Consider the following 12,677-nt stretch of genomic DNA (forward strand, 5'->3'; position numbering starts at 1 on the left):
TTCCTCGTATCCAGTGGCGGGGCCCGGCTAGCGTGCTGCGCCGTTTTGTTCGGCCAGCATGCGCGCCACACCGGGGCTAACGAATTTTGAGACGTCGCCGCCCAGTCGGGCGATTTCCCGCACCAGACTGGAGGAGACGAAGCTGTACTCCTCCGCTGGCGTCAGAAACAGCGTTTCGACCTCCGGCGCAAGCTGTCGGTTCATCGCTGCGAGCTGGAATTCATGTTCAAAGTCGGACACCGCGCGCAATCCGCGCAGGATCACGTTGGCCTGCTGCGCATGGACAAAGTGCGCGAGCAGGACATCGAAGCCCTGCACCTCCACGCCCGGGATGTCACCCACCGCCTGCTCGGCCAGGGCCACGCGGGTCCCCAGCGGGAAGGCCGGACCCTTGTTGGGACTGGCGGCCACCGCGACCACCACGCGATCGAACAACCGTGCCGCACGCCGCACGATGTCCGTGTGACCGTGGGTGATCGGGTCGAAGGTGCCGGGATAGATGGCGGTAACGGACATGGGCGAAAGGCCGGCCGGGAAAGCCCCCATTAGACCGCAAGCACCACGAACAGACAAAATGCCTTTCGCGCACACCGCGCCCGCCCCAACCAAGGACTGCCCGATGAGTGATGACTACCGCCCCCCGCTCGCCGACTACTGGGACCAGCTCGAGTCCCGCTACGGCGGCGGCTTCAACTTCCAGCAGATCTCGCGCGACGAACTGGCGCAATTGGTGGAGCACCTGCGTCAAGCGGTAAAGAATGACCCGCAGGTCACGGACGTGGAGAAGCAGAACCTGGGCCTGGTGCTCAAGCACGCCGAACAGGCCCTGGAAAAACGCTCGGCCTGACGCAACAGGGACTGTCCCTGCGAGCGTTGCGCGGTCATCCACACCCTGCCGATCGCCGCGGGCTTCGCGCCTCGCGATGACGGAACCCGTGCGGTCTTACCGCGCGCGTGCCTCGGTCGCCACGCCACAGGGCGGCAGGGCCCGACACTCGGCGCCGCCGTCCGGAGCCTCCGCCGCAGCGCCCAGGGTGCGCGCATACGCTCCCGGTCCCGCCAGATCGGCCGCACAGCTCGCGGCCTCGCGTGCCTGCTCGCCGCATTCGCGGGCGATCAACACGTGCGCGAGGTTGTTCCAGCCCTCGTGGCGGGCCGGGTCGCGCTCGACCAGCGCCCGCAGGGCATTCTCCGCCGCCGGCAGATCGCCCTGGGCAAAGGCCACGTTGGCGCGGCCCACATAGGGGATCGGTTCATTAGGCCAGCGATCCATGGCGGTTTCGTAGCCCATGGCCGCCGCCGCAAAACGCCCAGTCTGTTCCAGTTCGTTGACCGCACGCAGCCAGCGCAGCGGCTGGGCGGTGGCCGGCAGGGTATCGGGGGGCATCACAAGGAAGGCCCAGCGCTCACCCCGCGCCCAGGTGCGCTCGAAGCGGGCAAAGGAATTCACATGACGCTGGATCGGGCCGCTGCGCAGGAAGATCTCCCGATCGTCCAGGTCGTATCCGATAACCACCGCAAAGTGCCATTCCGGGATCAGGGCCACCCCAAGGTTCTGGAACACCACCACCGGGTTGCCCGCCGCCACCTCGCGGAGGATCGCCTCCAGTTGGGGCTCGATACGGTAGGCCACCTGGTCGCGCGCACGCACCGCCGCGCGCATCTCGGTCTGCAGGCTGCCCTCACGGGCGGGGATGTAAACCTCTTCGATCAGATCATCCAGCGCGGCGTCGATACCCCGGGCATTCAACGCCGTGGCCAGCGCGGCGGGGCCGCACTGGTATTGCTCCTGGGGAAAGAACGGCGTGTCAGCCAGTTCGACGCGCGCCGGCAGGTCCGTCGGACGCTCGCTCGCCAGACCCGCGCTCTGCGGCGCGGTGGCACAACCAGTCAGCCAGATAAGCGCGGCGAGCGCGAGAAACCCCGTGACTCGCCGCGTCGAGATGAACCCCATGCAGGGCGTGGCTTAGCGGGACGGCCCGACAAACGAGAAGATGTCGGTCACACCCACCGCATCCAGGATCACGAACACCACGAACACGATGGCGACCACACCCAGGACGCTGGCCGCGCCAGCCGGGTCGGTCTCCATGTGCGCCTCCAGCTGCGCCAGTTCGTCGTCGGTCAGGCGGGCCACACGCTGCTCGGCACGTTCGGGATCAACCCCCATCTCGATCAGCTGTGCGCGAACCTCGGCGTCATTGAGCTGTTCCAGCAACTGGGCGCGGGTGTCGTCCGCGCTGGCCTGCTGGATCATGCTGCCGGTATCCAGCATGCCGACATCGGCGAATGCCGGGGTGGCGGGCAGCAGGGTCAGGGCCAGCGCGACCAGCAGTGCCGCGGGTGCGGACAGAACTCGACGGAACGAATGAACGCTCATGGGCAGACTCCTTGAAATCGGTGAACGGTTGTTAGAAGTGTAGCCCGCCAGAGCCGCGAATTGACCGGCCGCAAACGAAAATCGCGGCCGGTTTCACACGTCTGTCAGCTTTCGTCGGGGGCGTCGACTACCTTGATCTCGTACTCCAGGACCTCGACACCACGCGCCCAGGCCCCGCCGCACACGGAGTTGTCGCGCGTGCGCTCCTGGGTCTCGCCCGGACCCAGCGTGCGCCACAGGCGGGTCGTCGTGCGCACGTCGTCTTCCAGCTCTCCGGGGCAGTTGTAGGCGGTCTTGGTGACCCGGACTTCCAGCCAGTCATCCGTGTTGTTGGTCGCGCGCCACTGTCCGCGCACATTGGCGCAGCCGTATTCGTGCATGCGGTATTCGAAGGCGACCTCGTCCGGCGAACCGTCCGCCGGGGCAAAGTAGGCGCCCTGGGCCGCGACCTGGCCGGGCGCGACAAACGCGGCGGCCAGCACACTGGCAGCGGTCAGGGCGAGGGTGCGATTGAGAATGCGCGAGTACATGATTTCCTCCATCCGGGATCCGGTTGTGGGCCCGTCTTGCGCGGGCTTGGCAGAGAATAGACGCTGGCCAGACGGCGTTTGTGCCGATTCCGGTTGTCTGGCGGGGTTTTTCCCGCCAGCCCCGGTCGTTGGCTCCCATCCTCGCAAACCGAGCTGAAACGCATATGAACGAGATCGTGCCCGAATCGACCCTGACCTGCCCGGAATGCGGGCACCAGAAGACGGAAACGATGCCCACCGACGCCTGCCAGTGGTTCTACGAATGCACCGGCTGCGGGGCCCTGCTCCGGCCACTTCCAGGGGACTGCTGCGTGTTCTGCTCCTACGGCACGGTGCCCTGTCCGCCCATCCAGCAGGAGGGCCCGGGCGGCTGCTGCGCCTCGTCATGAGGCCGGCGCGCGTGACCGCCGCCCTGGGACGCCTGCGCGGCGACTTCCCGCTGGAACAGCGCCTGCGGGATGCCCCCGAAGCCGTGCGCGCCGCCTATCTCGAAGTCCTGGAACACTGGCGCCAGCGCGGACGGCCACCAGAGGCCCGGGAGCTGGATATCCGCGCGCTGGAGCGACTGGCCGCGCTGGATGCCGTGGCCCATCAGGCCCAGGGTCTGGGCTGCTACCCGTACAGCGCCGCACCGGGGCGGATCACGGTCAGCGTCGCCGGGCGCGGTCCAGTCGCCGCGATGTGCGCCATCGACGCGCTGGCCATCCCGATGCTGAGCGGCGCGCATAGCCAGCTCGAGGCGGCTTGCAGCCACTGCGGTGCGGCGCTCAGCCTGGAATCCGGGCCCACCGCGGTTGCGGATACGGCCTCCGTGTGGGTGCATTACCGGCCGCGCCGCACGGACAACACCCCGTGCTGCACCAGCCTTTGTGAGGGCATCACCTTCGTCTGTGCGCGTTGTGCACCGGCCGAACACGCGGACTATCTGCGCGTCGACGAGGCGGACAGGGTCGCCCGGCAGTTCTTCGCCTTCCAGCGGGCCTGGCTGGACGCCGACGCCCACTCGCCCGGAAATGACTAGTCGGTCTTGACCTCGAACGGAGGGCAACGCTTGGGCAGCAATTCGCCCCGGATGCGCGGGTAGCAGGGCAGGCCCTGGTCGAACGGCGGGGCGTCCTCGCCCTGGATCAGCGGGCGCAGGTAATCGCGCGCGGCCTGGGTGATGCCGTAGCCGTCCGGGGTGATGTACTCGCGCGGCATGCCCTGCTCGACGTCGGCCACGGTCTCCAGCGGGGTAAAACCGATACTCCAGCGGTAGGGATCGTTGGAATCGCGGCGGATGATCGGCATGAAGGCATCCTCGCCGGCCACCACGCCCTCCACCGCCGCACGGCCACAGGCATAGGCCTGCTCCACGTCCACCTTCGACGCGATATGCCGCGCGGAGCGTTGGATATAGTCGACCACCGCCCAGTGCAGCTTGTGTCCGGTCTGTTCGCGGATCAGCTCGGCCAGGCGCGGGGCGGCGCCGCCCAGCTGGGTGTAGGCATACACATCATGGCTTTGTGCCACCGAGAACAGGGTTCCATCCGGATTCTTCAGACCCTCGGAGACCACCACCACACAGTAGCCGTGACGCTCGATGGTCCGGTTCAGGTGCTCGAGAAAGTCGTCCTGGTCAAACAGGGTCTCGGCGAACAGGATCAGCATCGGCGGCTGGCCATCGAACTCCTGTGCCAGCGCGGCGGCGGCCGCCAGCCAGCCCGCATGCCGACCCATTACCTCGAGCACGAACACCTTGGTGGAACTGGTGTGCATGGACTCGACATCCAGGCTGGCCTCGCGCACGACCGTGGCGATGAACTTGGCGGCGGAGCCGAACCCGGGGCTGGAGTCGGTCACGGCGAGATCGTTGTCGATCGTCTTGGGCACGCCGATCGCCTTGATCGGGAAACCCATGCGATCCCCCATCCTGGCGATCTTCAGCGCGGTATCCATGGAACCGCCGCCGCCGTTGTAGAAGAAGGTGCCGATGTCATGGGCGCGGAAGACCTCGACCAGGCGTTCGTACTGCTCCGGATCCTTGTCAGGATCGCCCAGGTCGAAACGGCAGGAGCCGAACGCCCCGCCGGGGGTATGACGCAGGGCCGCGAGGGTCAGCGGGTCCTCCTGATCCAGGTCGATGATCTCCTCGCGCAGGACACCGAGGATGCCGTCGCGCGCCGCATAGATCTTGCCGAAATGGGCCGGATGGGCGCGCACCGCCTCGATCACCCCCCAGGCGCTGGCGTTGATGACGGCGGTAACCCCGCCGGACTGGGCGTACAGCGCGTTTTGCGGCATGCGAATCTCCCTTGTGGATACAGCCCCGGATGCCATGCACGACAAGTGCCAGCCCGCTCAAGCCATGAACTACCCGTCGGATCGGCCCATCCGGGTGCTTTTGCTACACTATGCCGGTTAAGACACTCGGCGCACCGGGGCCGTTCGCCCCGTCATGGTGCTCACGCACCTCGATTGCGCGGTGTCACCCGATTCACAACAGCATCAGGATTGCATCATGCATATCGGCACGACTTTGACCAACTACATTATCGAGACTCAGCGCGGTATCCAGGGCGCGACCGGCGAATTCACCGGCCTGCTGAACGATATCTCGGTGGCCTGCAAGAAGATCTCCGACCTCGTCGACAAGGGTGACCTGGTCGGCGTTCTCGGCTCCGCCGGCTCCGAGAACGTGCAGGGCGAGACGCAGAAGAAGCTCGACATCATCACCAACGAGGTGTTCATCGAGGCCCTGGGCCACAACGGCCACGCCGCCGGCCTCGCCTCCGAGGAGATGGACGAGATCTGCGAGATGCCGGCCGGCGCCCCGCGTGGTCATTACCTGGTCCTGTTCGACCCGCTGGACGGCTCCTCCAATATCGACGTGAACGTCTCCGTCGGCACGATCTTCTCCATCCTGAAGGCGCCGGAAGGCGTCTCCGATCCGAAGACCGAGGACTTCCTGCAGCCGGGCACCAAGCAGATCGCCGCCGGCTACTGCCTGTACGGTCCGTCCACCATGATGGTGCTGACCACCGGCAAGGGCGTGCAGATGTTCACCCTGGACAAGGACTTCGGCGAGTTCCTGCTGACCAAGGACAGCGTGCAGATCCCGGAAGACACCGAGGAATTCGCGATCAACATGTCCAACAGCCGCTTCTGGGAGGCCCCGGTCAAGCGCTACATCGACGAATGCCTGGCCGGCAAGGAAGGCGCCCGCGACAAGGATTTCAACATGCGCTGGGTGGCCTCCATGGTCGCCGAGGTGCACCGCATCCTGTCGCGCGGCGGCGTGTTCATGTACCCGATGGACTCCAAGATGCAGGCCAAGGGCACCGCCGGCAAGCTGCGCCTGATGTACGAGGCCAACCCGATGAGCTTCATCATCGAGCAGGCCGGCGGCGCCTCCACCACCGGTCGCGAGCGCATCATGGATATCAGCCCCACCGGCATCCACCAGCGCGTACCGGTGGTCCTGGGCGCGAAGAACGAAGTGGAGCGGATCACCCGCTACCACAACGAGGGCTAAGAACCCCTCGCGCATCGGGCACCCCGATGCGCTCCCCGAGGCCCGGCTCCGCAAGGCGCCGGGCCTTTTTGTTGCAATCAAGGACAACGCGGATGGGCTCGGACAAGCGCTGCCCAACCCGAACGGACGTGACGGATGACAGAGCCCTCGGATAAACGACCGGACGCCCCGACCCGGGGCGAGGCCTTTCGTTACTGGCTCAAGCTCGGCTTCATCTCGTTCGGGGGTGCCGCCGGGCAGATCGGGATGATGCACGAGGAGCTGGTGGAACGGCGGCGCTGGGTCTCCGAGAACCGCTTCCTGCACGCGCTGAACTACGCGATGGTCCTGCCGGGGCCGGAGGCGCAGCAGCTCGCCACGTATCTCGGCTGGCTGCTGCACGGCACTTTCGGCGGCGTGATGGCCGGGCTGCTGTTCATCCTGCCTTCGCTGGTCCTGATCACCGGGCTGTCCTGGGTGTACCTGGCCTTTGGCGATGTGGCGGCGGTGGAGGCCGTGTTCTACGGCATCAAGCCAGCGGTGATCGCAATCATCGTCTATGCCGGCTGGCGCATCGGCGGACGCGTGTTGAACAACGGCCTGCTATGGCTGATGGCCATTGCGGCGTTCCTGGCGATCTTTGTGCTCAACATCCCGTTCCCGTACATCATCATCGCCGCGGGGCTGCTCGGCTGGCTGGGCAGCCGGGTCTGGCCGGAACGCTTCCGCAGCGGCGAATCGCACAGCGCCGGCAGCCACAAGGCCACGGGGCCGGCCGTGGTGGACGACGACACCCCACCCGCGCCCTGGATGCAGTTTCGCTGGTCGCGCGTGATCCGCTTCCTCGTGGTCGGCCTCGGCCTGTGGGCCGCCGTCTTCGGCTTGCTGCTCGCGGTATTTGGCTGGGACGCCACGCTGACCCGCATGGGCCAGTTCTTCACCCAGACCGCGTTGGTGACCTTCGGCGGGGCCTACGCGGTGCTGCCGTATGTCTATCAAGGCGGAGTGGAGACCTACGGCTGGCTGAGCCCGACCCAGATGATCGACGGGCTGGCGCTGGGCGAGGCCACGCCGGGGCCGCTGATCATGGTGGTCACCTTCGTCGGCTTCATCGGCGGCTGGACCCAGGCGTTTCTCGGCCCGGATCAGGTACTGCTGGCCGCCTTGCTCGGGGCGCTGGTCGCGACCTTCTTCACCTTCCTGCCGTCGTTCCTGTTCATCCTGGTGGGCGCGCCCCTGGTCGAGCGCACCCGGGGCGATCTGCACTTCACCGGACCGCTGACCGGCATTACCGCCGCCGTGGTCGGGGTGATCGTGAACCTGGCCGTGTTCTTTACCTGGCACGTCCTGTGGCCTGCCGGCTTCGAGGGCACCTTCGAGTGGTTCTCGGCCCTGCTCGGCATCGCCGCCTTTATTGCCCTGGCCCGTTTCCGGGTGGGCATCATCCCGCTGATCCTCGTCTGCGCCGTGCTCGGCGCCGGGTATCGGCTCCTGCCGTAGGCACCCTGGCCTGCCGGGCCAGGCGAAAGGCACCGATCAAACCACTCGGCCCTCCAGGGTAGCCGCAGCCTCGGTATTCGCCGCCAGCACCTGCAGGTTGGTCACCGTGTGGTCCGCGATGTTGGTCAGCGCCTCGCGAGTCAGGAAAGCCTGGTGGCCGGTGACCAGCACGTCGTCGCGCTGCATCAGCCGCGCCAGGCGGCGATCGGGCAGCCCGGCCAGCGACCAGTCGCGGAAGAACAGCGAGGCCTCGTTCTCGTACACATCCATCGCCAGCCCGCCGAGCTGACCGGACTCCAGCGCGGCCTCGGCCGCATCCGTATCAACCAGCGCCCCGCGGGCGGTGTTGATCAGGAAGGCCCCGCGCGGGAGCCGCGCCAGACTGTCACTATTGATCAGGTGGCGGTTTTCGCGAGTCAGCGGACAGCTGAGGCTGAGCACCTCGGACTGCGCCAGTAGCGCGTCCAGCTCGAGGTACTGGACACCCGCGGCCTGCAGCTCGGCGTTCGGATACGGGTCGTGCGCCGCCACCCGGCAGCCGAAGCCCAGCATGATGCGCGCAAAGGCCTGGCCGATGCGGCCGGTGCCGACGATGCCCACCGAGCGGCCAACGAGATCGAATCCGGTCAGGTGATCGAGGCGAAAATCACCTCGCCGCGTGCGGTCCCAGGCGAGGTGAACGCGCCGGTTCAGCGTCATCAGCAGGGCGACGGCGTGCTCCGCAATCGCGTTCGGGGAATAGGCCGGCACCCGGGCCACGCGCACGCCACGCTCGCGGGCGCGGTCGATATCCAGGTTGTCGTAGCCGGAACAGCGCAGCGCCACCACATGCACCCCGTGATCGGCGAGCCCGTCGATCACGCGCCGGTGCAAGTCATCGTTGGTAAAGACGCAGACCGCATCCGACCCTGTGGCAAGGTGCACCGTCTCTGCGGTCAGGCGTTCGGCATGCAGGAGAGGCTTCATGTCCGCCGCTTGAAAAGCAGGGAGCAGAAACTCGCGATCGTGTTGCTGAACACTGAATACGGTGACCCGCATAACGTTCTCTCTAATCCATAGGTTGAATAAGGGCTCGCGTAGTACCTGCGCACGCTAGGTCCCCAAGGGGTTTCCCAACGATGCCTCGTTCCGGTGTTTGCGCATGAGGGAGGAACCGGCCCTGGGCAGCGACGATGCGCGTGCCCCATGGAACCGCCCCCGAGACCGGACGATGGCACCAGCATAACGCAGGATCGGGCGCTGTCACGGGCAGACTCCAACCACCCTGGTGGCTTTGTCAGACGAGGTCGCGGGGGATCTTCACGTCCCAGTTGCGGGCATAGACGCGACGCTCGCCCTCGTACGCATCCAGCTGGGCGTGGATCTCGAAATCGGTGGGGCTCGAGGTAAGCACCGTTCGGGTTACCGTGCGCACCGCCCAGTCGCCGCGTCGGAAGCCGCGTTCCCATAGGGTCTCCCCACGCACCGAGTTGAAGTCATCACCCTGGTAGCTGTACCACTCCAGCGCCTTCCGCTGCATCTCCAGGTTCAGGTCGTCCAGCCGTACCGTCCCCGCATCGTTGGTCACCGCGAGAGTCGACTCGTCCTCCGCCAGGTCGCGAATGACCCGCCAGTTGTGCAGCTGCGGCGTTAGCTGATGGGTTTCCGTCGAGAGAGGCCCGCCCTCGGGGAGCGGGAAGGCGATTCGGGCATCCATGTCTTCGCGCGGCGCGCGACGGGGCAGAAGCAGACGGCTCGCGCCCGTCATGAGCCGCAGCCGGACCGGCCGCGGCGCCGGCCATGCCAGCGGGAAATACGAAGTCGACAGCGATAGCCGGATGCGATGTCCTACCGGGAAGCGCTGGGCCACGTCGTTGAACTTGACCCGGACGCGGTAGGTTTTCCCGGGCTCCAGGGGTTGCGGGGTCTCGGCGTCTTCGCGGTGGGTCAAGTTGAGCAGCCCGTAGGTGACGCGGGTCGCCTTGTCGTCAGCGGCAACATCGGACAACCGCGCCGCAACCATTGCGACGGGCTGGTCGACACTCAACTCCAGCTCCAGCATCGCGGCGCCGAGGACCTCCAGGGGCTCTTCCAGCGGGGCGCTGGTGAACACCAGGGCACCCCCATCCTCTTCGCGCTGGTCATGGGGCAGGTCCGGGGTCGCGGCATACGAGCACCACTTGCCAGCAAACAGGCCCACACTCAGCGGCGACTGCAGGGTCATTTCGCGTTCCGGCGCGACAGCCGATGCCCTCTCCAGCCGCCCCGGCCAGGCCAGGGTCAACGGTTCGAACTCGACGTTCGCCGAGGGCCAGTGTGGTTCGCCTACCCAGCGCCCAGGGCGCTCCTCGTAGCGGGTGGTCGGCGGGACGCTGTCCTGCATCCAGACCCTCAGCATGGGTTCGTCCATGATCCCGTTCTGCTCACCCTTCAGCCAGCGGTCCCACCAGCGCAGACATTCCTGCAGGAAACCGATGGCCGGGCCCGGTACACCCTGATGCGGATACTTGTGGCTCCAGGGGCCGACCAGACCCAGTCGCGGCCCCTGGAGGTTGGCCAGCAGGCGAAAGACCGCATTGGAGTAGCCGTCGGCCCAGCCACTGACCGCCATCACCGGGGCTCGCACCGCGGACCAGTCTTCGCAGATCGAGCCATGCTTCCAGTAGTCGTCGCGGCGCTGGTGGCGCAACCACTTCTCCAGCCACAGCCCGCTGCCCTCCAGGCGCTGGAACCACATCTCGCGCCAGCGTTCGCCCACGATCTCCGGATCCGGCGGCAGGGAGTTGTAGGCAAACATGGTCGAGGCCCAGGACAGGTTGTCCCCCAGCAGGCAGCCGCCCATGTGATGGACGTCGTCGGCATAGCGGTCATCGGTGGAACACACACTGACCACCGCCTTCAGCTCCGGCGGTTGCAATGCCGCGATCTGCAGGCCGTTGAAGCCGCCCCAGGAGATGCCGATCATGCCCACATTGCCGTTGCACCAGGGCTGTTCACCCATCCAGCGCAGAACCTCCACGCCGTCGTCCAGCTCCTGCTGCAGGTATTCGTCCTCCAGCACCCCCTCGGAGTCACCGGACCCGCGCAGGTCCACCCGCAAACAGGCGTAACCGTGACCGGCAAAGTAGCGATGCATCGCGTCGTCGCGCAGCCGGGTGGAATCACGGCGGCGGTACGGGATGTATTCCAGGATCGCGGGTACCGGCTGCTGTTCGGCGCCTTCGGGGCGCCACAGTCGGGCGGCGAGACGCGTGCCGTCAGCAAGCGGGATCGGGATGTATTCCTCGACCTCCACCGCGCAGGGAAAGTCGTGGACAACGTTCATGACTGTACCTCGCCCGGGGGTGTGGCGGGCTCGAACTCCATGGGTAGCCGCTCCATCACGCGTGTGTAGATCCGCTCCAGTTCGGTGTTGTCCGCGGCCCCGATAAACAGGGTTGCGACCTCGTAGGAGTAGCTGTCCTGATAACAAAGCTGCGACAGCAGCATGCCCTCCTCGACTTCGATCTGTACGACCACACCGGGGAACTCGGCCTCGACGGCCGCGATGTCCGCCGGCGTGGGCATCCGCACGACCCGTGCATCCTGGTACCGGCGAACCATGAACTTGGCCGCACATCGGAAGGCCCCCTGGCGATGGGGCATCGTCGGCGCGCGCCCCAAGCCCAAATCAATCATCACCTGATGGTGATAGCAGCCATCCACCATCCGGAACAGCGGGGCATGAGACTTGGAGATGCGGGTGTTGATCTCCAGCAGCCAGATCCGGTCCGTGGCCTCATCCCAGTAGAACTCCACGTTGAACGGGGCGCAGTCATAGCCCACCTGCCGGATCACGCGGTCCGCTATCTCCTCCATCCGTGCCTGTACCGTCTGCGGAAGGATGGACGGGTACTGGTAGCGGGAGAATGAGGAGCCGGCCGCGCCCTCGCGCAGGGAATCGACAGCACCGTAAATCCGGACCGCGCCCTGCCAGGCATACCCCTCCAGGGTGCACTGACGCCCCTCCGATATCAGCGCCTCGGCAATGCAGTGATTGCCATCGACCCCGGCCACCTCCGGAGGCAGTGTCGCGTGCCCCAGGACATGGTTGAAGGGCTCGCCGAAGCGGTCGATCTCCCTGCGGATCCGCTCCATGGCACGCCGGAAGTCGTCCACATCGCCGATGCGAAAGCCGAGGTAGGAGAGCACCGATTTCACCGGTTTGATCCAGAACGGAAAATCCAGGGTGACCTCGCGCAGGGGATCGTCGGCAAACGGGTTGACCGCGCAGAAGGCCGGGATGTGTTCGGGTGCAACGCGGGCCTGTTCAAGCCGGCTCCAGTACTTGTGCTCGCACTTCAGCACGCTTTCCAGGGTCGGCCCCGGCAGGTCCCTGGCCTGGCGCAGGAGGGGCAGGATCGTGCTGACCGGGAAGTCCCAGAAACCGACCACGGCATCCACCGTGCCGGGAAACTGGCTCAACCGTTCGCGACCCTCGATCAGGATCCGACGCACCGGAAACCGGGCGCAGGGCTTGACCTCCTCGCGTGTGAACAATGCGTGGAAGGCATAACCTTCCGCCCCAGGCAGGGTCTGGAGCTGGCCCAGATGGAAGTCGTCCAGACCGACCACGAAGATGTTGTGCCTCGCCGGCGCATTCATAACTGGCATCGTTTTCCCCGGACAACGGGTCGCCAGGGCCGCACACCGCCCTCCATGGAGTGTGGCAGGTATCCGGGTTATTACCAGCCCGGGATGTCGCTGGATCGCGCCACGCTCTTGCCGCACTATGGACGGGTGTGGGGCCTTGCCG

Annotated in this window: 13 protein-coding genes; 5 read left to right on the forward strand and 8 right to left on the reverse strand. The window is 66.4% G+C overall.

Annotated features, from left to right (window positions below):
* Positions 1-27 precede the first annotated feature (27 nt).
* Entirely contained in the window at positions 28-516 is a 489-nt protein-coding gene (coaD, locus tag F618_RS0100685) for a pantetheine-phosphate adenylyltransferase (protein ID WP_018939163.1), read from the reverse strand.
* A gap of 103 nt (positions 517-619) precedes the next feature.
* Here coaD and F618_RS0100690 point away from each other — a divergent pair, with 103 nt between their 5' ends.
* The gene (locus F618_RS0100690; protein WP_018937461.1) at positions 620-847 is read left to right on the forward strand and encodes a hypothetical protein; all 228 of its coding nucleotides are present in this window, start codon (positions 620-622) and stop codon (positions 845-847) included.
* A 96-nt stretch (positions 848-943) separates the two neighbouring features.
* Here F618_RS0100690 and F618_RS0100695 read toward each other — a convergent pair whose 3' ends face one another.
* The 3 genes from F618_RS0100695 to F618_RS0100705 form a co-directional block, all read right to left on the reverse strand.
* Positions 944-1,954, reverse strand: coding sequence for a PA2778 family cysteine peptidase (locus F618_RS0100695; protein WP_019567502.1), 1,011 nt, complete (start codon positions 1,952-1,954; stop codon positions 944-946).
* A 12-nt stretch (positions 1,955-1,966) separates the two neighbouring features.
* Positions 1,967-2,380: a PA2779 family protein gene (locus F618_RS0100700; RefSeq protein ID WP_018145017.1), complete on the reverse strand. Its 414-nt coding sequence runs from the start codon at positions 2,378-2,380 to the stop codon at positions 1,967-1,969.
* A 104-nt stretch (positions 2,381-2,484) separates the two neighbouring features.
* Positions 2,485-2,922 (reverse strand): hypothetical protein, encoded by a 438-nt coding sequence (locus tag F618_RS0100705; protein WP_018145016.1) that lies wholly within the window; start codon positions 2,920-2,922, stop codon positions 2,485-2,487.
* 152 nt (positions 2,923-3,074) lie between these two features.
* Between F618_RS0100705 and F618_RS0100710 the strand changes: the two genes are divergently transcribed.
* Entirely contained in the window at positions 3,075-3,299 is a 225-nt protein-coding gene (locus F618_RS0100710; RefSeq protein ID WP_019567503.1) for a GDCCVxC domain-containing (seleno)protein, read from the forward strand.
* Positions 3,296-3,931 carry an organomercurial lyase gene (merB, locus tag F618_RS0100715; protein WP_019563766.1) on the forward strand — a complete coding sequence of 212 codons (636 nt, stop codon included), beginning with the start codon at positions 3,296-3,298 and terminating at the stop codon, positions 3,929-3,931. The genes F618_RS0100710 and merB overlap by 4 nt, the downstream gene beginning before the upstream one ends.
* On the opposite strand, the gene F618_RS0100720 is transcribed toward merB, so the two are convergent.
* The gene (locus tag F618_RS0100720; RefSeq protein ID WP_018145013.1) at positions 3,928-5,193 is read right to left on the reverse strand and encodes a 6-phosphofructokinase; all 1,266 of its coding nucleotides are present in this window, start codon (positions 5,191-5,193) and stop codon (positions 3,928-3,930) included. The two genes, merB and F618_RS0100720, sit on opposite strands and share 4 nt — an antisense overlap.
* 217 nt (positions 5,194-5,410) lie before the next feature.
* Between F618_RS0100720 and F618_RS0100725 the strand changes: the two genes are divergently transcribed.
* Positions 5,411-6,424: a class 1 fructose-bisphosphatase gene (locus F618_RS0100725; protein ID WP_018168849.1), complete on the forward strand. Its 1,014-nt coding sequence runs from the start codon at positions 5,411-5,413 to the stop codon at positions 6,422-6,424.
* Positions 6,425-6,559: 135 nt separating this feature from the next.
* Positions 6,560-7,903 carry a chromate efflux transporter gene (gene chrA, locus F618_RS0100730; RefSeq protein ID WP_019567504.1) on the forward strand — a complete coding sequence of 448 codons (1,344 nt, stop codon included), beginning with the start codon at positions 6,560-6,562 and terminating at the stop codon, positions 7,901-7,903.
* A gap of 36 nt (positions 7,904-7,939) precedes the next feature.
* On the opposite strand, the gene F618_RS0100735 is transcribed toward chrA, so the two are convergent.
* The 3 genes from F618_RS0100735 to F618_RS0100745 all read right to left on the reverse strand — a co-directional run bounded on the left by F618_RS0100735 (position 7,940) and on the right by F618_RS0100745 (position 12,526).
* Positions 7,940-8,941, reverse strand: a complete 1,002-nt coding sequence (locus F618_RS0100735; RefSeq protein WP_018937466.1) for a 2-hydroxyacid dehydrogenase — start codon at positions 8,939-8,941, stop codon at positions 7,940-7,942.
* Between the two features lie 238 nt (positions 8,942-9,179).
* The gene (locus tag F618_RS0100740; RefSeq protein ID WP_019567505.1) at positions 9,180-11,207 is read right to left on the reverse strand and encodes a CocE/NonD family hydrolase; all 2,028 of its coding nucleotides are present in this window, start codon (positions 11,205-11,207) and stop codon (positions 9,180-9,182) included.
* Positions 11,204-12,526: an acetyl-CoA carboxylase biotin carboxylase subunit family protein gene (locus F618_RS0100745; RefSeq protein ID WP_019567506.1), complete on the reverse strand. Its 1,323-nt coding sequence runs from the start codon at positions 12,524-12,526 to the stop codon at positions 11,204-11,206. Before F618_RS0100745 ends, F618_RS0100740 begins: the two co-directional genes overlap by 4 nt.
* Between the last annotated feature and the right edge of the window lie 151 nt (positions 12,527-12,677).

This window comes from Thioalkalivibrio sp. ALMg13-2 (genome assembly GCF_000381185.1).
GTDB classification, from domain to species: domain Bacteria; phylum Pseudomonadota; class Gammaproteobacteria; order Ectothiorhodospirales; family Ectothiorhodospiraceae; genus Thioalkalivibrio; species Thioalkalivibrio versutus.

Excerpts from the sequence above, each read along its gene's own strand:
- F618_RS0100690 (WP_018937461.1), top strand. The coding sequence starts at position 620 with ATGAGTGATGACTACCGCCCCCCGCTCGCCGACTACTGGGACCAGCTC.
- merB (WP_019563766.1), top strand. The coding sequence starts at position 3,296 with ATGAGGCCGGCGCGCGTGACCGCCGCCCTGGGACGCCTGCGCGGCGAC.
- F618_RS0100745 (WP_019567506.1), bottom strand. The coding sequence starts at position 12,526 with ATGAATGCGCCGGCGAGGCACAACATCTTCGTGGTCGGTCTGGACGAC.
- F618_RS0100740 (WP_019567505.1), bottom strand. The coding sequence starts at position 11,207 with ATGAACGTTGTCCACGACTTTCCCTGCGCGGTGGAGGTCGAGGAATAC.
- F618_RS0100725 (WP_018168849.1), top strand. The coding sequence starts at position 5,411 with ATGCATATCGGCACGACTTTGACCAACTACATTATCGAGACTCAGCGC.
- F618_RS0100700 (WP_018145017.1), bottom strand. The coding sequence starts at position 2,380 with ATGAGCGTTCATTCGTTCCGTCGAGTTCTGTCCGCACCCGCGGCACTG.
- F618_RS0100735 (WP_018937466.1), bottom strand. The coding sequence starts at position 8,941 with ATGCGGGTCACCGTATTCAGTGTTCAGCAACACGATCGCGAGTTTCTG.
- F618_RS0100705 (WP_018145016.1), bottom strand. The coding sequence starts at position 2,922 with ATGGAGGAAATCATGTACTCGCGCATTCTCAATCGCACCCTCGCCCTG.
- F618_RS0100710 (WP_019567503.1), top strand. The coding sequence starts at position 3,075 with ATGAACGAGATCGTGCCCGAATCGACCCTGACCTGCCCGGAATGCGGG.
- F618_RS0100695 (WP_019567502.1), bottom strand. The coding sequence starts at position 1,954 with ATGGGGTTCATCTCGACGCGGCGAGTCACGGGGTTTCTCGCGCTCGCC.
- chrA (WP_019567504.1), top strand. The coding sequence starts at position 6,560 with ATGACAGAGCCCTCGGATAAACGACCGGACGCCCCGACCCGGGGCGAG.
- F618_RS0100720 (WP_018145013.1), bottom strand. The coding sequence starts at position 5,193 with ATGCCGCAAAACGCGCTGTACGCCCAGTCCGGCGGGGTTACCGCCGTC.
- coaD (WP_018939163.1), bottom strand. The coding sequence starts at position 516 with ATGTCCGTTACCGCCATCTATCCCGGCACCTTCGACCCGATCACCCAC.